At 57.8% G+C, this 18,443-nt stretch carries 19 protein-coding genes and 4 tRNA genes; 15 read left to right on the top strand and 8 right to left on the bottom strand.

Features of this window, described 5'->3' with window-relative positions:
- The first annotated feature begins 25 nt into the window (after positions 1-25).
- From ACZ3HH_RS07165 to ACZ3HH_RS07150, 4 genes are all read left to right on the top strand, one after another.
- Positions 26-101 (top strand) — tRNA-Glu (locus ACZ3HH_RS07165).
- A gap of 2 nt (positions 102-103) precedes the next feature.
- Positions 104-179 (top strand) — tRNA-Gly (locus tag ACZ3HH_RS07160).
- A 104-nt stretch (positions 180-283) separates the two neighbouring features.
- A tRNA-Glu gene (locus ACZ3HH_RS07155) sits at positions 284-359 on the top strand.
- A 3-nt stretch (positions 360-362) separates the two neighbouring features.
- Positions 363-438 (top strand) — tRNA-Gly (locus ACZ3HH_RS07150).
- 60 nt (positions 439-498) lie between these two features.
- Here the strand turns inward: ACZ3HH_RS07150 and ACZ3HH_RS07145 are convergent.
- A complete protein-coding gene (locus tag ACZ3HH_RS07145; protein ID WP_465803677.1) occupies positions 499-1,365 on the bottom strand; it encodes an AraC family transcriptional regulator in 867 nt (288 codons plus the stop codon).
- A gap of 411 nt (positions 1,366-1,776) precedes the next feature.
- Here ACZ3HH_RS07145 and ACZ3HH_RS07140 point away from each other — a divergent pair, with 411 nt between their 5' ends.
- The 11 genes from ACZ3HH_RS07140 (at position 1,777) to ACZ3HH_RS07090 (ending at position 11,762) form a co-directional block, all read left to right on the top strand.
- Positions 1,777-1,971 (top strand): Flp family type IVb pilin, encoded by a 195-nt coding sequence (locus ACZ3HH_RS07140; RefSeq protein WP_205891278.1) that lies wholly within the window; start codon positions 1,777-1,779, stop codon positions 1,969-1,971.
- A 38-nt stretch (positions 1,972-2,009) separates the two neighbouring features.
- Positions 2,010-2,549, top strand: coding sequence for an A24 family peptidase (locus ACZ3HH_RS07135; protein ID WP_367372590.1), 540 nt, complete (start codon positions 2,010-2,012; stop codon positions 2,547-2,549).
- Positions 2,550-2,551: 2 nt separating this feature from the next.
- On the top strand, positions 2,552-3,880 hold the full coding sequence (locus ACZ3HH_RS07130; protein ID WP_465803676.1) for a P-loop NTPase family protein: 1,329 nt from the start codon (positions 2,552-2,554) through the stop codon (positions 3,878-3,880).
- 15 nt (positions 3,881-3,895) lie between these two features.
- Positions 3,896-4,705: a Flp pilus assembly protein CpaB gene (gene cpaB / locus ACZ3HH_RS07125; RefSeq protein WP_367372588.1), complete on the top strand. Its 810-nt coding sequence runs from the start codon at positions 3,896-3,898 to the stop codon at positions 4,703-4,705.
- 75 nt (positions 4,706-4,780) lie between these two features.
- Positions 4,781-6,124, top strand: coding sequence for a TadE/TadG family type IV pilus assembly protein (locus ACZ3HH_RS07120; protein ID WP_465803675.1), 1,344 nt, complete (start codon positions 4,781-4,783; stop codon positions 6,122-6,124).
- A gap of 8 nt (positions 6,125-6,132) precedes the next feature.
- Positions 6,133-6,633 carry a TadE/TadG family type IV pilus assembly protein gene (locus ACZ3HH_RS07115; RefSeq protein WP_465803674.1) on the top strand — a complete coding sequence of 167 codons (501 nt, stop codon included), beginning with the start codon at positions 6,133-6,135 and terminating at the stop codon, positions 6,631-6,633.
- Positions 6,633-7,127 (top strand): TadE/TadG family type IV pilus assembly protein, encoded by a 495-nt coding sequence (locus ACZ3HH_RS07110; RefSeq protein ID WP_367372585.1) that lies wholly within the window; start codon positions 6,633-6,635, stop codon positions 7,125-7,127. Before ACZ3HH_RS07115 ends, ACZ3HH_RS07110 begins: the two co-directional genes overlap by 1 nt.
- The gene (locus ACZ3HH_RS07105) at positions 7,121-8,341 is read left to right on the top strand and encodes an AAA family ATPase (RefSeq protein WP_465803673.1); all 1,221 of its coding nucleotides are present in this window, start codon (positions 7,121-7,123) and stop codon (positions 8,339-8,341) included. Before ACZ3HH_RS07110 ends, ACZ3HH_RS07105 begins: the two co-directional genes overlap by 7 nt.
- 3 nt (positions 8,342-8,344) lie before the next feature.
- Entirely contained in the window at positions 8,345-9,787 is a 1,443-nt protein-coding gene (locus tag ACZ3HH_RS07100) for a CpaF family protein (protein WP_465803672.1), read from the top strand.
- Positions 9,784-10,770: a type II secretion system F family protein gene (locus ACZ3HH_RS07095; RefSeq protein ID WP_465803671.1), complete on the top strand. Its 987-nt coding sequence runs from the start codon at positions 9,784-9,786 to the stop codon at positions 10,768-10,770. The genes ACZ3HH_RS07100 and ACZ3HH_RS07095 overlap by 4 nt, the downstream gene beginning before the upstream one ends.
- A gap of 29 nt (positions 10,771-10,799) precedes the next feature.
- Positions 10,800-11,762 carry a type II secretion system F family protein gene (locus ACZ3HH_RS07090; RefSeq protein ID WP_465803670.1) on the top strand — a complete coding sequence of 321 codons (963 nt, stop codon included), beginning with the start codon at positions 10,800-10,802 and terminating at the stop codon, positions 11,760-11,762.
- A gap of 735 nt (positions 11,763-12,497) precedes the next feature.
- Here ACZ3HH_RS07090 and ACZ3HH_RS07085 read toward each other — a convergent pair.
- The 7 genes from ACZ3HH_RS07085 to ACZ3HH_RS07055 all read right to left on the bottom strand — a co-directional run bounded on the left by ACZ3HH_RS07085 (position 12,498) and on the right by ACZ3HH_RS07055 (position 18,370).
- Positions 12,498-12,767 carry a DUF3613 domain-containing protein gene (locus tag ACZ3HH_RS07085; protein ID WP_465803668.1) on the bottom strand — a complete coding sequence of 90 codons (270 nt, stop codon included), beginning with the start codon at positions 12,765-12,767 and terminating at the stop codon, positions 12,498-12,500.
- Between the two features lie 18 nt (positions 12,768-12,785).
- Positions 12,786-13,496 (bottom strand): tetratricopeptide repeat protein, encoded by a 711-nt coding sequence (locus ACZ3HH_RS07080; protein ID WP_465803667.1) that lies wholly within the window; start codon positions 13,494-13,496, stop codon positions 12,786-12,788.
- A 113-nt stretch (positions 13,497-13,609) separates the two neighbouring features.
- Positions 13,610-14,839 (bottom strand): type II and III secretion system protein family protein, encoded by a 1,230-nt coding sequence (locus ACZ3HH_RS07075; protein WP_465803666.1) that lies wholly within the window; start codon positions 14,837-14,839, stop codon positions 13,610-13,612.
- Between the two features lie 743 nt (positions 14,840-15,582).
- Entirely contained in the window at positions 15,583-16,140 is a 558-nt protein-coding gene (locus tag ACZ3HH_RS07070) for a hypothetical protein (RefSeq protein WP_465803665.1), read from the bottom strand.
- A gap of 100 nt (positions 16,141-16,240) precedes the next feature.
- Positions 16,241-16,879, bottom strand: a complete 639-nt coding sequence (locus tag ACZ3HH_RS07065) for a LysE family translocator (RefSeq protein ID WP_052964877.1) — start codon at positions 16,877-16,879, stop codon at positions 16,241-16,243.
- A gap of 1 nt (position 16,880) precedes the next feature.
- Positions 16,881-17,651: a 2OG-Fe(II) oxygenase gene (locus tag ACZ3HH_RS07060; RefSeq protein WP_465803663.1), complete on the bottom strand. Its 771-nt coding sequence runs from the start codon at positions 17,649-17,651 to the stop codon at positions 16,881-16,883.
- A gap of 92 nt (positions 17,652-17,743) precedes the next feature.
- Positions 17,744-18,370, bottom strand: a complete 627-nt coding sequence (locus ACZ3HH_RS07055) for an alanyl-tRNA editing protein (RefSeq protein ID WP_465803662.1) — start codon at positions 18,368-18,370, stop codon at positions 17,744-17,746.
- Positions 18,371-18,443 lie beyond the last annotated feature (73 nt).

The following is an 18,443-nucleotide window of genomic DNA, read 5'->3' as shown; positions in this document are numbered from 1 at the left end:
GGTAAGGAGTGAATGTTGTACGTGTGTCCCCTTCGTCTAGTGGCCTAGGACACCGCCCTTTCACGGCGGTAACAGGGGTTCGAGTCCCCTAGGGGACGCCAATGCGGGAATAGCTCAGTTGGTAGAGCACGACCTTGCCAAGGTCGGGGTCGCGAGTTCGAGTCTCGTTTCCCGCTCCAGTTTTAAACGGCTTTGCTTTCGGGCAGGGCTGAGTGAAACCAGAACCAAATCTTCGGATGCGGATCTGGGCACCGAAACACACACCATGTGTTCCGGGCAGCGTGTCCCCTTCGTCTAGTGGCCTAGGACACCGCCCTTTCACGGCGGTAACAGGGGTTCGAGTCCCCTAGGGGACGCCATTTGCGGGAATAGCTCAGTTGGTAGAGCACGACCTTGCCAAGGTCGGGGTCGCGAGTTCGAGTCTCGTTTCCCGCTCCAAATTCAAAAAAACGCCGCTCATTTGAGCGGCGTTTTTTTATGCGCGTGAAAAAAGCTGGCTCAACTTCCGAGGCTCTGCACCAGGCTTTCAAGCACTTCAGCGGTTGTATCCTCCAGCGCTGGTTGTGCTGCTACCGCTCTGAGTTGGCATGTCAAACGGTACTCGCTGGGCGTGCAGTTGACGAACTGCTTGAATGCGCGAGCGAAGTAGGATGGGTCCTTGAAGCCGGCCTCATAGCCGATGCTGGTAATGGGCATCTGGCTGTTGTCGAGCAGTTGCTTGGCGAAGCTCATGCGTTTGTCCAGGATGTAATCGGTGAAGCCAACGCCATTGGCTTCCTTGAACAAGCGGCTGAAGCGAAAGGTCGTCATGCCGCAGCGCTTGGCCAAATCCCTCTGATCGATGCTGTCGCGAAAGTGCTGATCGATGTACAGCATGATGTTGCTCAGCGCCTGGTGTTTTTGGTGCCCCGAGGTCAGGCGGATGCTGTCCGGCAGGGTCGGAGAGTGATCGATCAGCGATGTCTGGCCTTGGCCGTTGATGTTTCCGCGCAACTCGCACAGCTGCACCACTGCTGTCAGATAGCGCTTCCTCTCAGTGCCTGAGAGCGGGAGCACCATGTATTCCCAGACACTGGAACGCATGGCCCAGACGGCCAGTTCTTCAGAGTGCTGCACGGTGAACATGGTGATCGGGATGGTGGGGGTGGTGCGTTTGATCTCCAGCAACAGCCTCAAGCCGGGTGTGTCGGGGCGATCGAAATGGATGCAGATCATGTCTGCCTGTTCCCCGTGGGGCAGCACGGAGTTTTTCGTCAATTTGCAGTCGCAGGTACCCTCGAACTGCGCGATGAGTTCCTTCGTGGAACGATCGTGAGTCAGATCGAACCACAGTAGCGATGGCCTTCTGGTCAAATTGGACGTCATGTCTCTACTCTGCGGTTCTTAGTGCCCCTCTTTCGCTGAGTAGTATTGCTAACGTGCTATCACTTTGCAGACTAAATGCTGATAAGAAAGTCGAAAGTTAGTTCTATTTGCTCTATGTGTTGCCTGAAGTCGGTCTAGGACAACTGTTTGTTGACGTGGTTTGGCACATACGGCGTCAACCGCTCGTCGCTTGTGAATCAATAGCAATCTCCTTTGCCTGCCACCCCTCGTTTTGCCCCTCTTTATATCTCTTCAAAGGCCAATGACCCGTATTTGGCTCACCCGCAAAAAAGTCCTAGTGATGTGCAAAATCTTCCTAACGCACATGCCTTGCCCCTGACTAGTGTTGCATCCAGGCAGCACAGAACGTACTGCCTTCCGGAAAAACAACATTCGAGTGAGGTGGGCAAAATGATCATTCAAGCAATCAAAGCTTCGGCAGTGAAGTTCGCCAAAGATGAAGACGGCCTGACCATTGTGGAATACGCGGTGGCCGGTGGGTTGATTACAGGGGCTGTTGTCGTGGCGTTCACCCTTCTTGGCGGGGTAGTGGATACCAGAATCCGGCAACTTTGCAATGCCATTATCGCTGGTTCTTGCCCATAACAACTCTGCCTATAACAACTCTGATAGGGAGATACACCATGTCCATGGAACAGCTGATTGCTACCATTGTGCTGATAGGACTGCTGGGCGTGGCGGTGGTGAGCGACTTGCGTCGCCACCGCATTCCCAACCTGTTGATCCTGGTGGGGCTGGCCTTGGGATTGGCCGGCCAGACTTACTCAGGCGGAGTCAGCGGGCTGGGGGACGGCCTGCAGGGCCTCCTGATCGGTTTTGCACTGTTTCTGCCCATGTATGCGTTGGGCGGCATGGCTGCCGGCGACGTCAAGCTGATGGCCATGGTTGGCAGTTTTCTACCCCCCCATTTCGCCTTGTGGGCTGTGTTCTTCAGTCTGCTATGGGGAGGCTTGTGCGGTTTCCTGATCGTGCTGGTGCGCGGTCAATTGTTGCAGACCCTGGGGCGCTATCGGCTGATGTTTCGAGCGCGGGCCTATATGGCGCCGAACTCGGACGAGGTGGCTGGCAAGCCCTTTCCTTATACGGTAGCGATCCTGCTCGGGACGTTGAACAGCGTCTACTGGCAACTCGTTGTCGGTGGAGTCGGTGGATTCGGAGGTTAGTCATGCACGTCATCGTCGATAGTGATGCCTACCCCAGCGAACGAGAAGCGGTGCAGCGGCTGGCTCCTCAGCCTTGCACTATCCGCGAAACTGGTCTGACTGACAGTTTTCTCGGCGAGTTGGTGTGCAAGCATTTGTATGACGCCGGCGTGCTGGACATGTCGCGTCTGGTGGAGCGCCTGGCCCTGACCGGCGCCGTACTTGAAGAGGTCCTGGCGTTTCTGCGCAAGGACGGCCGTGTCGAAGTGCTTGGCCAGATGGGGCAATCCAGTGGGCAGATGCTGCGTTATGGCCTGACCGAACGCGGTCGCAGCGCCGCCCGCGATGCCTTGTCGCGCAGTGGCTATATTGGAGCTGCACCTTTACCGGTGAGTACCTATCGGTCCCTGATCAAAATCCAGACCATTCACCATGGTCGCATCAACTCCAACGATATGCACAACGCCCTCGCTGGCGTGGTGCTTACCGAAGGGATGCTCGATCAGTTGGGCGTGGCGCTGAACTCCGGCCGCGCAATCATGATTTATGGCCCTGCGGGTACCGGCAAGACTTATGTCAGCAGCCGGCTGATTCGTTTGTTCGCCGAGGCCATCTGGGTGCCTCACGCCATCATCATCAACGAGTCGGTGATCGAGATCTATGACCCGCAGGTGCATCAGCGTCTGGATGACAACAGCCAACAAAATAATCTGATGCTCAATGAAGGGATCGACCGTCGACTGCTGTGCTGCAAACGCCCGATCGTTATTACGGGTGGTGAGTTGAGCATGGAGCAGTTGGACGTTCGCTTTGACCCCTCCACCCGTCAGTACCAGGCCGCCTTGCAGCTCAAGGCCAGCAATGGCCTGTTCATCATCGACGACATGGGGCGCCAGCGCATGGCCCCCGCCGAGCTGTTCAATCGCTGGATCGTCCCAATGGAAGAGAAGCGCGACTTCCTCAACCTGGGCGGCGGTCGGCATTGCGAGTTGCCGTTCGATCTTATTCTGGTGTTCTCCACCAACCTCAATCCTCTGGAACTGGCCGATGAGGCCTTCCTCCGGCGGATTGGCTACAAGTTGCAATTCGGTTACCTGAAGCCTGAGGAGTACGAAAAGATCTGGCGTCAGGAAAGCGAGCGTCTGGGTATTCCTTTCGACCCGCTGCTGCTGCGTTATGTGCTGCAAAGGCTTTATGCAAGTGAAGGCATGCCTCTGGTGCCTTGCCATCCCCGCGATCTCCTGAACATGGCGCTCGATCGTCAGCGTTATCTGGGCGGTTCCGGACCCCTGTCACCGCAAGAATTGGAATGGGCCTGGCACAACTATTTCGTCCAGCTCGACTTTCTTTGATACGGAGATACTGACATGAGCTCTCGTACTCTTCCCCTGATAGGCGTTTCCCTGGTCATGGGCCTTGGTGCTGCATGGATGGCCGACTCCTGGCTGAGCGCACGGCTCAATGCCAGCCCGGATGACCACCTTCGAAGCGTGGTAGTCGCCACGGTCGAGATTCCATTCGGGCAGATGGTCGAGGCTCAACAAGTCACGACCATGCGCATGCCCATGGACACGATACCGGACGATGCTTTCGACTCCAGCGAAAAGGCAGTAGGCAAGATCGCAACGTTCGACATCCTGAAGGGCGACATCATGCGCGGCGCGCGGCTGAGCGAGCACCTGGGGGGCAGTACCCTGGCCTCTCTGATTGCGACAGACAAACGTGCCATCTCGGTACGCGTGGACGACGTGGTCGGCGTGGGCGGGTTCCTGTTACCGGGTAACCGGGTCGATGTACTGGCAACCAAACGCACTGATGGCACCGGCAACAACGCCGTGTCCAAGACCATCCTCGAAAACTTGCGGGTGTTGGCAGTGGACCAGACGGCGGGTACCGACAAGACCCAACCGGTGGTGGTGCGTGCGGTAACGCTGGAGATGACGACCGCAGAGGCTGAAACCCTGGTCACGGCGCAAACGGAAGGGAAATTGCAACTGACCCTGCGCAACCCGCTGAACTCCGAGAAAAAAATCGCGGCCGTTGCGCCTGCCGCACCGGTCATGGCTGTGGCCACCGCCACTGTGCCAACACGCGTAGTGCAGCACCGCAGTGGCGAGCGTGGCGGAGCCATCACCATTATCCGTGGGGTCGAAACCAAGGTAGTCAACATTCGCTGACAGAGCGCAACAGGTGCCTGGACACCCAGGTCTTGGCGGAGCCGATCCGGATCAGCATCGGCAAATGAGGGCTTGATGATGAATCTTCGTATTCAGCAGCCGTTCACTGCGACGCCAAGGCGCCAGGAAGGATCGGTGAGCGTATTGATGGTAATCGCGTTGGCGGCGATTTTAATGGTGGCGGGTCTGGCTCTAGACGTGAGCCACATGTTGTTGAACAAGTCGCGCCTGCAGAACGCTGTAGACGCCGCCGCCCTGAGTGGCGCTAAAACCCTGCTTCAGGTGGAAGGTGGTGTCAACATTGCCAGCGTAACACGCACTGCCGCTCTCAATACGCTGACACGGAATGCCAATGCCACGGGTAATAGCGAATTGGCTACGGCTATCGGTGGCAGCGTCGGCACATTTGCGGTGGTGGAACTGGCAAGCAGCGTCTATGGCCCGTTCGCCTATCCTGGGCCTTCGGATGCCAAATACGTTCGGGTATCGGTACCGACCTATAGCCTGACGGGTTTTTTCTGGAACTTCGTCCAGACATTAGGCACTAGCGGCCTGGGAAACAAAGCGGTGTCGGCGATCGCCACCGCAGGCCCAAGCCCTACCAGCCCGTGCGATCTTGCCCCTTTGATGGTCTGTGGCGACCCGACTAAATACAACCCGGGTACCGGCATGTTCTGGGGCTTCCAGTTTGGTGATTTGCAGGTATTGAAGACGGCTGCCGGCAATTCGTCTCCCATTGGTCCAGGCAACTTTCAGTTGCTCGATTTTGGCTCGGGCGGCAGTACGGTCAGGGATGACCTGGCCGGAGGCGGCTCGGTCTGCCGCAATGTGGGGGACAATGTCCAGACGGCCCCCGGCAACAAGGTCGGCCCTACCTCTCAAGGGTTGAATACGCGCTTCGGCATCTACAACGGCCCGGTCAGTGCTTCGGACTATCCGCCGGACCTGGTGACCACGTCCAGCAACCCCGCGATCACTTACGACGACTCGGTCACCCCGCCACAAATGAAGTACCAGGGGCAATCCGTCACCTCGAGCAACGGCAATCTCACCGCGGGCAGTAACGCGATATTTGACTACAACGACTGGCGTACGAGTACTGCCGCGTGTGTGGCAGGCGGCAGTGGCTGTCAGAGCGGTGGGGTGTTCGAGCGTCGGATGCTGAAAATCGTGGTGGGCAACTGCACCGGTAAACAGGGCGGTACCACCTCGGTCCCTGTCCTGGGTTTTGGTTGCTATTTCGTGGTGCAGCCGATGAGCAACGGCGGCACGGAATCGCAGATATTCGGCCAGTTCGTGAAGGAGTGCGAAGGCGACAACGTGCCCGGTCCTAATACGACGAGCGATGTTGGCCCGCAGATCATTCAACTCTACAAAACCTATCTTAACGGCAGCGGCACTCCGAGCACTGACTCATAGGAGGCGTCATGAGACTTCACACGTTTAAACATTCGCGGCGCCAGCAAGGCCTGGCCATGGTGGAATTCACCCTCACCCTGCCGCTGTTGCTGTTGCTGTTGCTGGCCTTCGGTGAGTTCGGCCGCATGCTCTATCAATACAACGTCCTGCTACAGGCCAGTCGTGATGCCGACCGTTTCGTCGCCAGCCAGGCATGGAACTCGACCGTCGGCGCTGCCGTTGTTCCGAGTGGTAGCACGCTGGAGACCCAGACGAAAAACGTGGCGGTCTATGGTGTGCCTACAAACACCGGGACCGCGGTGGTGTCAGGGTTGACGACCGGCATGGTGACAGTCTCCGCTCTGGGTGCCGATCCCGCCCACCCCGACCATGTGCGGGTCACCATCACTTATACGTTCTGCCCGGTGATTGGTGGTGGCAATTGCACCGGATCGCTTCCCGGGTTTTTCGGTAATCCGATTGCGCTGAGTATTCCGCTGGTCGCCACTACTGTCATGAGGGCATTGTGATGAATCGCAAACGCATGCAGGGCACTTATGCGGTGGAGTTCGCCATCATTGGCGTGCTGATGTTCACGCTGTTGTTCGCCGTGTTGGAAATGGGCCGTCTGTACTTCACGGTCAATGCGCTGGATGAAGCCGTGCGCCGTGGCGCGCGCCTGGCGTCGGTGTGCAATATCAGCGATCCGGTGGTGTTGCGGCGGGCGATCTTCAATGCCGCGACCGACGCCGGTACGAGCCAGCTGATCACCAACCTGAACACCAGCAACCTGACGCTGACCTATCTGGACGTAAACGGTGCTCAGGTGGCCAACCCCGGCGACCTGGTCAGCGTCAACGGTTTTCGTGCCGTCCGATATGTCCGGTTGAGTCTGCAAAACTTCGTTTTCAATCTGTTTATTCCCGGGTTTGGCGTGCCCATTACCTTGCCCGTATTCAGGGCAACCTTGCCACGCGAAAGCCTCGGGCGTCATTCCGATTCCGGGGAGATCACGCCATGCTGAATACCAAGGACACACCACTCTCCACTTCGACTGGCAAAGCCGGGCTCCGGTTGCTGATCAGCAGCCGTGATGCCACCTCTTTGCGCGATTTGCAGAGCGTCTGCCAGCGCATGCCTTGCCTTGAGGTGAGCACTCGCCTGGTGAGCAACGGGCATGTCGACCCACTCTACGGTCTGGACCGGATGCCCGATCTGTTGCTGTTGCGCGTCAGCCACCTGTGGCGCGAGGAGCTGGCGGCACTGTTGCTGCACCCGGCCCATGAGCGTCCGCCGATGTTGGTCTGCGGTCTGCTGAGCGATCAGGAAGGCATGCGTATGGCGATGCAGGCCGGCGCCCGTGACGTGCTGCCCGAGCCCATCGCCGAGACGGAATTGGTTGCCGCCTTGAATCGGCTGGTCATGGAGGTTCGGACCGGCAGTGGGGCGGAAGGGAAATTGATCGCTGTGATGAGCGCCAAGGGCGGCTCCGGCGGAACCCTGGTGGCCTGCAACCTGGCCCAGCAGCTCAGTGCCAGGGGCGGCAGTACCCTGTTGCTGGACATGGACCTGCAATTTGGCAGCGTGACGCATTACCTGGATGTGGCGCAGTCGCACAGCCATCTCGAGGTGTTGCATCAGATCGACGGCATGGACAGCGTCGCGCTACGCGGTTTTTGCAGTCACTTCAGCCCCACCTTGCATGTGCTGGGTGGTCGAGCCGGCGAGTTGTGCCTGCCGCAAGATGCCCAACCCGAGCAGCTTGATGCCCTGTTGAAGTTGGCCCGTGCCAGCTATGACTGGGTGGTGATCGACCTGCCGCGGCAAATCGATCACCTCACCGGCTCCGTGCTGGAACAGGTGGATCGGGTGTACGTAGTGGTGCAGCAGAGTGTCAGCCATCTGCGCGATGCCAGCTCCCTGGTGCGGATTCTTCGCGATGACCTGGGCGTGCGCGGGGATCAATTGCAGATAGTGGTCAACCGCTTTGACAAGGCGGGAGCGATCAGCCTCAAAGACATTGGCGAGGCACTGCGCTGCACCAATCTGTCGAAATTACCCAACGACTTCAACCTGGTCAGCCAGAGTCAGAACACTGGCGTGCCGTTGGGGCTGCATGCGCCGAGGGCAGCGATTACTGCCGCACTGCGCGACATGACCGAGGACCTGGTCGGTCAACAGGTGGCCGGGAACAAAGGCTTACTCAAACGCGCCTTCAACCGTTTTTTCGGGGGATGACCCATGATCAGCGACTTTCGTAACCGCTTGCGCAAACAGTCCGGTAAACCCGCCTCTTCGTCGGCTACTCAGTTGGGCGACGACCTGCTGGACCCGGCAGAGGAAATAATGGCGTGGGAACGTGCGGCACCGGACGTTCTTTACGAAACAAGAAGCCAGGTCACCCCAGTGGAAGCCGAGTGGCGGGAAAAGATCTACCAGCAGTTGCTCAAGGTCATGGACCTGTCTTTGCTGGACTCCCTCGAACAGGCCGAGGCCACGCGGCAGATTCGCGACATTTGCCAGCGCCTGCTCGATGAGCATTCGGCGCCGGTGAGTACCGCCAGCCGCCAGTTGATCATCAAGCAAATCACCGACGAGGTGCTCGGCCTGGGTCCCCTGGAACCGTTGCTGGCCGATCACAGCGTGTCCGATATTCTGGTCAACGGCCATGCCTCGGTCTATGTCGAGCGCTTTGGCAAACTGCAACGGACCGATGTGCGCTTTCGCGATGATCAGCATTTACTGAACATCATCGACCGCATTGTATCCAGCCTTGGTCGGCGTATCGACGAGTCCTCGCCATTGGTGGACGCCCGGCTCAAGGACGGTTCACGGGTCAACGCGATTATCCCGCCGCTGGCCATCGACGGCCCGAGCATGTCGATTCGCCGCTTTGCGGTGGACCTGCTCAATACCGACAGCCTGATCTCGGTGGGGACATTAACCCCGGCCATTGCCCTGCTGCTCAAGGCGATTGTCCGCGGGCGCCTGAACGTTTTGATTTCCGGCGGTACCGGCAGCGGCAAGACCACCATGCTCAATGTGCTGTCCAGTTTCATTCCGCAAAACGAGCGGATCGTCACCATCGAAGACTCGGCCGAACTGCAACTGCAGCAGCCCCACGTGGTGCGCCTGGAAACCCGTCCTTGCAACATAGAGGGACGAGGCGAGGTGAGTCAGCGCGAGTTGGTGCGCAACAGTCTGCGGATGCGCCCGGACCGCATTGTGATCGGCGAAGTGCGCGGCGCCGAGGCGCTGGACATGCTGACGGCGATGAACACCGGCCACGACGGCTCGTTGACCACCATCCACGCCAACACCGCGCGCGATGCGTTGGGACGAATCGAGAACATGGTGTCGATGACCGGGGCGACCTTCCCGATCAAAGCCATGCGGCAGCAGATTGCTTCAGCCATCGATGTGGTGATTCAACTGGAGCGTCAGGAAGACGGCAAGCGCCGGCTGGTCAGCGTGCAGGAGATCAACGGCATGGAGGGCGAGATCATCACCATGACCGAAATCTTCTCCTTTACCCGTCAAGGCATGGGCGAAAATGGCGAAGTGCTCGGTGATTATCGCCCCAGTGGCATGATCCCGGCCTTCCGCGATGTGCTGGCCAAGCGCGGTATCGAGTTGCCGCTTACCATGTTCAGGCCTGAATGGATGGAGGCACGGCAGTCATGAGCCATATTCCTGGTGAATTTATTCTGATATTCCTCTGCATGGTGTTTATCGCCGTATTCCTCCTGTCCCAGGGCGTGGTGGTGCCAGTGTTCGGCGAGGCCGGCAAGATGCGCAAGCGTATCCGCGGCCGTCTGCATGTTCTGGAGAAAGCCAACAATTTGCCCAACATGCAGACGGTGTTGCGGCAGAAATACCTGACACGCTTGTCGCCACTGGAGGCCATGCTCGAGCAATTGCCCTTTATGGCGAACCTGACACAGATGATCGAGCAGGCCGGCCATGAATATCGTGCTTATCGGGTGATGTTGCTCGGGCTGCTAATGAGCACCTGTGTGGGCATCTCGATCTGGATAATCTCGTCAGTCTGGTGGATGGCGCTGCTCGCGAGCTTCGGGGTGTTCTGGTTACCCCTGCTGAAAATTTCTCGTGACCGTGGCAAACGTTTCGCTGCGTTCGAGGAAGGCCTGCCGGATGCGCTGGATGCCATGTGCCGGGCTCTGCGCGCCGGGCACCCGTTCAACGAAACCCTGCGCCTGGTCGCCGAGGAGCACAAGGGGCCGGTCGCTCATGAGTTTGGCCTGACCTTCGCCGATATCAACTATGGCAACGATGTACGCCGGGCCATGCTCGGCCTGCTGGAGCGCATGCCGAGCATGACGGTGATGATGCTGGTCACCTCGATCCTTATCCATCGCGAAACCGGCGGCAATCTGACCGAGGTGCTAGAGCGTTTGAGTCGCCTGATCCGCGGACGTTTTCGCTTTCAGCGCAAGGTCAGGACCCTGTCAGCCGAAGGGCGGATGTCGGCCTGGATACTGGTGGCCATTCCCTTCGTGCTGGCCATTGGGATCGTTATCACAAGCCCCACCTACATGCCTATGCTGCTCAATGATCCCCTAGGACATAAGCTGATCATCGGGGCTTTCTGCGCCATGTTGGTCGGGATTTTCTGGATTCGCAAAATCATCCGGATTCAGGTTTAAGCGCTATTCGCCATGTGGAGGTGCAGGTCATGGACTATTTACTCGGGTTGTTCAGTCGAGTAACAGGCAATGAAGAGATGGCGCGCCTGTTGTTTGTCGGTGCGATGAGTTTGAGTGCAGTCCTCGCGGTCATCACCGTGATGCTACTGCTGTTGGGGCTGCAGGATCCTGTGCAGCGTCGTCTGGCGTTGATCAAGCGTGGTCATTCAGGGAATTCAGGGCAGGAGGCACCGAGCAATCTGCAATTATTGCTGGAGCGGGTCGGCCAACGCTTTGGCTCGACTGAGACGGCTCAGACGTCCGCCACCCAAACCCTGTTGATGCACGCCGGTTACCGCTCACAGTCGGCAGTCCAGATGTACTGGGCGGTGCGCTTGTTGTTGCCACTGGTGTTGGTTGGCGTAGCGCTATTGGTGTTGCCAATAATCCCCAAGCTTTCTCTGATTTCGGGGTTGGCGTTGGTGTTGATAGCCGCTGCTGTTGGATGGCTGGTGCCTGCGCTGTATGTCGGAAAGCGCAAGCAGGCCAGGCAGGGCAGGCTGCGGGCGGCCTTTCCGGATGCCCTGGACCTGATGGTGGTCTGCGTGGAGTCGGGTCTGGCCTTGCCTCTGACTATTGAGCGGGTGGCAGAGGAGATGTCGGTCAGTCAGGTTGAGTTGGCTGAAGAACTGGCTACGGTCAATGCGCAAATCCGCGCGGGCATCTCCAGTACCGAGGCACTCAAACAATTGGCCGTACGCACCGGGCTGGAGGACGTACAAGGGTTAGTCAGCCTGTTGGCGCAGAGTATCCGTTTTGGTACCAGCGTGGCCGATACCTTGCGCATCTATGCCGATGAGTTCCGTGACCGGCGTACACAGGCCGCCGAAGAGATGGGGGCGAAAATCGGCACCAAGATGATATTCCCTCTGATTTTCTGTCTGTGGCCGAGCTTCTTTCTGATAGCCATTGGTCCCGCCCTGATCGGGGTATTCAAGGCATTCGGTAAGTGAACAGGAGTGTTTGTTTCGAACAGGGTTGTTGTACTGCGTAAACACGAGGTGGAGCAGGCGAGCGGAGGGTCTTGACTCCAATCGCCTGCTCCACCTCGTACTTCATCTGTATTTTTCTGCACACGTGACTGAGCCTGGCTCTTTAGGCCACTCTGGAATACGCCAGAGGCCGATCACCCAGTTTTTTCGTCCATCTGTTAATCATGACCTGGCGCTGATTGCCGCGATCACGCTCGGTGATAGGCTGGTCAAGGCAGAAGCAATAGTTACCAGACCCCCCCTTTAAGGAACACCGCGGTCAAGCGTAGGAGCTGGCGAAGCCTGCGATCTTTTGATTTTGACGGCGGAGGGATCGCTGAAGAGCAAAAGATCGCAGCCTGCGGCAGCGCCTACAGAGATTGCGTACGTCTGTTAATCACGACCTGGCGCTAATTGTCGCGATACGCTCGGTGACAGGCAGGTCAAGGCGGAAGCAATAGTTGCCAGGCACCCCTTTAAGGAACACCGACGTCGGTCAGATGTTGGAGCTGGCGAAGCCTGCGATCTTTTGATTTTGATGGTCGAGGGGAATCGCTGAAGAGCAAAAAATCGCAGCCTACGGCAGCTCCTACAGGGTAATTCAGCCAGGCTTGGATAATGTGTAGATGCCAATGCTTTCCTGCATACGACGTCTAGCCCGGCTTTGCAGCCAGGCCACTCTGAACGACGCCAGAGGCTGATCACTCATTACATGCCTCAGTTGCCGGTGGTCATTTCACCCGCTGCATCCTGGTCAAAAAACTCCGGAATCGGGTGGCTGAAGCTATTGATCCAACGCTGCATGGCCAGGTCACGTTCGGTGGCCGAAGCGGTTTGCAGTTTGGGTGAAGCAACGGTGCCGCGAATCTGTAGCTGCATCCACTGCTCGGTGCCTTTTTGCTCCTTCGAAGAGGGGCCTGGTTCAAAAGCCCAGGCACTGGTGGACAGGCAAGCCATGCACACGATCAACAGCCTCTTGGTATTCATCTCGACTCCTCGTACGTTTTACTTGGTCGCACTGGATGAGGCATCGGCTACCTCAGTTTTGCGATTCCCCTCGGAAGCCACCGCTTTCTTAGCAGAAGCCTTGAGTTTTTCCGCGCGGGTTTGAGCCTCTGCGACTTGCTGAGGACTCAAGCTTGCGCGAGTCACAAGTTCGGAAGCTGCCTTCCAGTTATCCTGATAGATCAGCAGCGTCACCATATTCAGTGCCGCCAGTGAATCTGTCTGCTTGAGTTCCATGGCGGTCATGAACTCGAAGCGTGCTTCAGGGATGCGTCGCTGATTGAGGTAGACGACCCCCAGGTCATTGCGCATCTTGTCGTCGGTGGGGGCCATCTTCACTGCACGCTCAAGGTGAGTGGTCGCGGTGGCGTAATCATTTTTGGCCGCGGCCAACTGGCCCAGGCCATGTTCCCCGTCAGCGGCCAGACAGGTGCCGATCAAGCTTTGATACAACGGCTCCGCGTCTTTTCGCCCCATCAAGCGCAGTACTCGAGCCTTGCGCAGGCGAACCTGGACCAGGTTGTCGGGCAAGCCTTCCAGATTCGCCAGGCTGGCATACAAACGGCCCTCGTTGGCCATGTTGTCGGCCAGGCTCAGGGCCAGCTCTTGCTCCGAACCGGGCTTGGCACACATAGCCGGTCGCGAAGACAGGCCATTGCTGGCACAACCTGTGAGCATTATTGTCGCCGCTATTGCAATGACTGCTTTCATCGAGTGTCCTCTGGCTACAACACGTTGAACGCCTGGCCAATGGCAATAAAGCTGGTTTGGCAAGCGCTCAACATCACCGTTAGGAGTGAGGGCAAGGCAAGTCTGATTCAGGTTCATTGCGAGAGCCCGGAGCGACTGTCGAAATCGCCATTTTCGAGGAAGAACATGCGGTAGAAGTTCGGGTCGTAATTGCGCAGCTGCTCGCCAGGCAACGACGGTAGTTGTGCATTGGCAGCCAGGGGCTGGACCAGATGCGGGGTAACGATCATCAGCAGTTCGCGCTCTTCACGGTTGATGGAGTTATCACGGAAGAAGGCGCCCAGAATCGGGATATCGCCCAGCCCCGGAAACTTGTTCACCTGGGAACTGTTGCGGGTGCTGATCAGGCCGCTGATGACGAAGCTTTCACCGTCGGCCAGGGAGATGCTGGTGTCGGTACGGCGTATGGTCAGCGCCGGGACTATGGTGCCGGCGATGCTCACAGCGTTGGTGAAGTCTAGTTCACTGACTTCCGGCGCCACCTTCAGCGCGATGCGGTTTTTCCCGACGATGGTTGGCGTCAGGGTCAGGCGGATACCGAATTCCTTGTACTCGATGGACACGTTATCGCTGCCTGAACTGGGCACCGGAATCGGTACTTCACCGCCGGCCAGGAAGCTCGCACTCTGCCCGCTGAGCGCCACCAGGCTTGGCCGCGCCAGGGTATAGGCGAAACCGCTGCCTTCGAGCGCGTTGATCGCCACCAAGGTATTGCCGGTAGCAAAATTGAGGTTGAACATGCCGTTGTCCACCGGCACCGACGGCGTGACAATGCCGCCGATGGTGGGCAAGGTTCTTGGCGAGCCGAACAGGAAGTTGCCGCGGGTGCCGAAAATCGAGGCGGAAGCCTCCTTGAGCTTGGTCCGGCTGACTTCAACGAAGCGGATATCGGTCTGCACCTGGCTCGGCAGCAGCGGGTCTTCTGAAGGCACCGTCGACACGCTGGTCAGCGCCGCGGTGGCCCTGCCCTTGACGAACACCATGCTTTGGCGCGGTTCTTTCGAACAGGCGGTCCAGACCATCAGGCTGGTGGTTCCCGGCGCTATACCGGTGAGTAAGAAGGCGTCGAGATTGTTGCCGCTGGGTTGCACGTCGGCGATTTTCGGGTCGCCTATCGCCAGTTTTGTCACCGGCACGGGGACGCGCAGTTCGTTCTGAAGTCCCTGACCGACCTCGAACGTTGCCGGCAAACTATTCAGTTGCGAACAATTGGCCGGCGCGGCCTGCGCCGCATTCACGCTGAGACCCGTCCAGAACAGGCCATGGATAATTCGCTTGAAAGCGGGCACGGTACGATAGCTCATTAAGTGCATCCTCGCTGAATAGGCCATCTTTGAGGCTAACTAGGTTGCCTCGGATCACTACAAGGGGCCTTGGTCGGCCCTCTACCCCGCCAGACCCCTGACTAATGGCCCCGGCAATATTCCTTGGTGCTACATGCAAGCAACTGCAATACGCTGTTCTGACGGAACAACGAGCGACCTTCGCTATAAACGGTTTTTAGTGATCCAGATACCTGAACTGTCGAGCCGAACGATAGGCTCGGGCTCGAAAGCAACAGCAGCTAAAGGCGGCACTTTGCGCCGACCTGACTCCCCTAAAAAGCAACCGGCAATCAAAGCAAAGAGCCGGAAAATGCTTGCCAGGACCATAGTGAGGTAACTCCTTTTGCCATGCCGCTATCTGATCGCTGAACCTAACGTGGCATTTCGAACCGTTATGTCTTCTTCTTGTTTGAAAGGTAGTTCAACCAAGGCAAAGCGCCACGCTTTGAACGAAAACTTTCGATACAGATGCTGGTTTTTTTCTGAAAGCCACGGTCAGGCCACGCAATCATTGGTATTGCGCCGGATGCTGATGGAATAAGGGGGGCTTTACGGTCCCGCGAGTTTTTATTGGGGTTTTGCGCTGCATATTTCACAAAAACGCCACTCATTGAGTGGCGTTTTCAGGCGTGCCGTTTTGTACTTTTCGAATGCAGACCAATAGTAACAATGGCATCTGACGGGATATGACCAGGAAGCTGAAAACGACTGATTGTGTAGCTCTACACCTGCGAAGTGCAGGTTGGAGTATTGGCCGCCAGGTACTGGATCACCTCTTCAAGCGTGTCTACGTCAGGAGCATTGTTCACTAACGCTTGCGAACTGCACCATGGGTAATCCAGATGCGATACCCACTCCATGATGCAGTGCAGATCAGTCGCCGGCAGGGTTTTCATGTGCTCAATGGTGATAGTGAGCCTCTCGACAAGCCCCGACTCGGGGCTGAACTGCCACTCATACAGACCGCAACCGACCCGGACTTCGCCGCCGCTCTTGTCGGACATGCCGACCAGCCATTTGCACTGGAATGTTTTGGCTTGTGGTTCAGGTGGGAGTCCCAGGCAAAAGGTATAGACGTTTTCGAAGGTCTGGCCGAATCGTCTGACCAGCACATCGCCGATGGGCCCAAGGCCTTCAACGTGGGGTGGAAATGAGATAGACCCGGTGTGCACGACCATGTCCAGTATCGCGTCTGGCGCAAAAGCCTGGGGCAACAAATGGGGGCGGTTACCGTCCTTGGCTTTTATGTACTGTCGAATCGATTGTTGAGCAGTATTCATTGTTTGTCCGTGGCATCCCTGGCGCTTTGGTAAGTGTCTCGGTTATCGAACAGGAAATGATATCGACGGCCCGCCAGTCAAGCTGAGCGGGCCGTTTGTTTTACATCGACAGAATCAACCGGCCAGCGAACAGAATCAGGATCACCCCCATGGTTCGTTCGAACCAGTGCCCCATGCGCATGAACAGCAATCGCACCCGCGCGCTGGAAAAAAACAGCGCCACGATCACGAACCACAAGGCATTCACGAAACACATCCACAGCCCGTACAGCGCCTGAATCTGCAGCGGCGTCGTGGCGCTGATGATGGTCGTGAAGATCGCCAGGAAAAACAGCGTGGCCTTGGGGTTGGTGGCGTTGGTCAGAAACCCCGTGCTGAAGGCCTTGAACAAGGTCTGTCGTTCAGCTGACGCTTCTGCACCCTTGTCGCCTTCAATTGCCGATTTGGGTTTGCTGCGTATCAAGCTCACGCCGAGGTACAAAATGTAGGCGCCCCCCACAACCTTGGCCACCGTCAACAACCAGGGCGTGGTGTGCATCAGCGCGCCGACGCCGAGCAAGGTGTAAAGCACATGCACGGAAATGCCCGCGCCGATGCCCAGCGCCGTGCAAATCCCCACTAAGCGGCCGAAACGCACGCTTTGGCGGATGGTCACGGCGAAGTCCGGTCCGGGAGCAACCACGGCCAGAAAGTGGATCGTTGCCAGCGCCAGAAACTCGCCCAGGTAATTCGAAAACATCTCAGCTCCAGAAAGTCAGGGGTGAAGCATTGCCGCGATAGCCGACAAAGAAGGAAAGGCTCAATCGCGGGTCGTCCACCCCCGGGGTCACCGAGTGCATGCAGCGCGAATTGAACATGATGAAATCACCCGGCTCAGGACGAATCTCCAGGGTCGGGGGGCCGAGCAAGGCCGGGTCGATGCCGTAACTGTCGCCACGCATTTCGTCGAACTGGTCCGGAGAAATGTCGTGGTCCCACATCTGCAACGCGCCGCCCTCGGTCGGCATGTTCAGATAGACGTTGCAGGCGAACTGCGCTTCCAGGCTTTTGGCCTGGAAGCTGTCCGGGGCATCCTTGGCGAAAATGTCGTGATGGGCGAGGAAGCACACCCCGGGTTTCACGACCCGGGATAGCCCCACATACATCTTGCGGCCATAGAGATTTTCCAGATGCGCCCCCGCCGGCCAAGACTCGTCGAGCATGCAGCGCAACGTGTCGACAGGAGAGGAGTAGGGCGCACAACGGCTGCGCAATTCGGCGATATTGCTGGTGGCGCGCTCGAAGTAATCCTCGATCAGCAGCGGCTGGTTTTCCGCTTCATAAAACGCCATGCCAATGCGACCGATGCTCGGCGCGTTGATGTAGCCTTCGAAGCCAGGGGCGAGGATCTTGTCGCCGATCTGGATCGCCAGTGGCTGAGGCAACAAGCCTTTGACGCGGATGGCGAGGACTTCTTCGTTGGCCAGTTTTTGTATGCACGTCTCATCGAGACGCTCGACGTCAAGCATCATGTTTTTAGGTCCATCTATCGATAGTCAACAGAGCCCGCGAATGCAGGCTCCCCCGGCGTCAGGCGATGACAGGGCCGACATCGCCCAAATGCTCAATCCACGCTGTAGTGGACTGACAGCGCTCCCTTTTTTTGTGAAAGGGAAGCGATCGTGACCGTGCCCAAATCCTTCAGGCTCCGTACATGGGTGCCGCCGCAGCCGTAGGCGGGCAGTTCACCGAAACCGATTTCCCGGGCGCCTTCGCGCAACGACGTCAGGCGCGGCAGGTCATGGGCGATCCATTGCTTGATGCCGTGTTGAATCGTCTGGGCATCGACCTCCTGCGCGCTTTCAGCCGGCTTGAACTGGACACGTCCTTCATCCGGCCAGTGATGAGCCTTGATCGGCATCCAGCCCATCGCCTGGACGAAGTGACCAATCAGGTGACCCGCCGAATGCATGCGTGTGTTGAACCGGCGTCGTTGCTCGTCGACCCGGATCTGGATCATGCCGAGTTTTACCGGGTGGTCGACGAAGTGGATGATCCGGTCCGGGTCCTGAACCACGCGCAGCACCTGGCTTTCGCCGATCCAGCCGGTATCCCAGGGTTGCCCGCCGCCTTGGGGATGAAACAGTGTGGCGCGCAGTACCACAGCGAATTCGTTCTCCTGGGGTGTACATTCCAGGACTTCCACATTGGCCTTGAGCTCATCACTATGGAAGAAGAGGCGAAGCGTCATATTCCATGCTCTTATTAAAGTTTCTATTTTTATTATATGAACCGTGGAATTGCGTGATAATCCTTTCAATCAT

It is taken from the genome of Pseudomonas sp. PME37.24/025 (genome assembly GCF_055556615.1).
This window is presented reverse-complemented; position numbering and strand designations above follow the sequence as displayed.

Bases quoted from the DNA above. Each gene is read 5' to 3' on its own strand.
- ACZ3HH_RS07145 (WP_465803677.1), bottom strand. From the start codon at position 1,365: ATGACGTCCAATTTGACCAGAAGGCCATCGCTACTGTGGTTCGATCTG.
- ACZ3HH_RS07115 (WP_465803674.1), top strand. From the start codon at position 6,133: ATGAGACTTCACACGTTTAAACATTCGCGGCGCCAGCAAGGCCTGGCC.
- ACZ3HH_RS07140 (WP_205891278.1), top strand. From the start codon at position 1,777: ATGATCATTCAAGCAATCAAAGCTTCGGCAGTGAAGTTCGCCAAAGAT.
- ACZ3HH_RS07120 (WP_465803675.1), top strand. From the start codon at position 4,781: ATGATGAATCTTCGTATTCAGCAGCCGTTCACTGCGACGCCAAGGCGC.
- ACZ3HH_RS07060 (WP_465803663.1), bottom strand. From the start codon at position 17,651: ATGATGCTTGACGTCGAGCGTCTCGATGAGACGTGCATACAAAAACTG.
- ACZ3HH_RS07090 (WP_465803670.1), top strand. From the start codon at position 10,800: ATGGACTATTTACTCGGGTTGTTCAGTCGAGTAACAGGCAATGAAGAG.
- ACZ3HH_RS07070 (WP_465803665.1), bottom strand. From the start codon at position 16,140: ATGAATACTGCTCAACAATCGATTCGACAGTACATAAAAGCCAAGGAC.
- ACZ3HH_RS07130 (WP_465803676.1), top strand. From the start codon at position 2,552: ATGCACGTCATCGTCGATAGTGATGCCTACCCCAGCGAACGAGAAGCG.
- ACZ3HH_RS07075 (WP_465803666.1), bottom strand. From the start codon at position 14,839: ATGAGCTATCGTACCGTGCCCGCTTTCAAGCGAATTATCCATGGCCTG.
- ACZ3HH_RS07100 (WP_465803672.1), top strand. From the start codon at position 8,345: ATGATCAGCGACTTTCGTAACCGCTTGCGCAAACAGTCCGGTAAACCC.
- ACZ3HH_RS07110 (WP_367372585.1), top strand. From the start codon at position 6,633: ATGAATCGCAAACGCATGCAGGGCACTTATGCGGTGGAGTTCGCCATC.
- ACZ3HH_RS07080 (WP_465803667.1), bottom strand. From the start codon at position 13,496: ATGAAAGCAGTCATTGCAATAGCGGCGACAATAATGCTCACAGGTTGT.
- ACZ3HH_RS07065 (WP_052964877.1), bottom strand. From the start codon at position 16,879: ATGTTTTCGAATTACCTGGGCGAGTTTCTGGCGCTGGCAACGATCCAC.
- ACZ3HH_RS07085 (WP_465803668.1), bottom strand. From the start codon at position 12,767: ATGAATACCAAGAGGCTGTTGATCGTGTGCATGGCTTGCCTGTCCACC.
- ACZ3HH_RS07055 (WP_465803662.1), bottom strand. From the start codon at position 18,370: ATGACGCTTCGCCTCTTCTTCCATAGTGATGAGCTCAAGGCCAATGTG.
- cpaB (WP_367372588.1), top strand. From the start codon at position 3,896: ATGAGCTCTCGTACTCTTCCCCTGATAGGCGTTTCCCTGGTCATGGGC.
- ACZ3HH_RS07095 (WP_465803671.1), top strand. From the start codon at position 9,784: ATGAGCCATATTCCTGGTGAATTTATTCTGATATTCCTCTGCATGGTG.
- ACZ3HH_RS07135 (WP_367372590.1), top strand. From the start codon at position 2,010: ATGTCCATGGAACAGCTGATTGCTACCATTGTGCTGATAGGACTGCTG.
- ACZ3HH_RS07105 (WP_465803673.1), top strand. From the start codon at position 7,121: ATGCTGAATACCAAGGACACACCACTCTCCACTTCGACTGGCAAAGCC.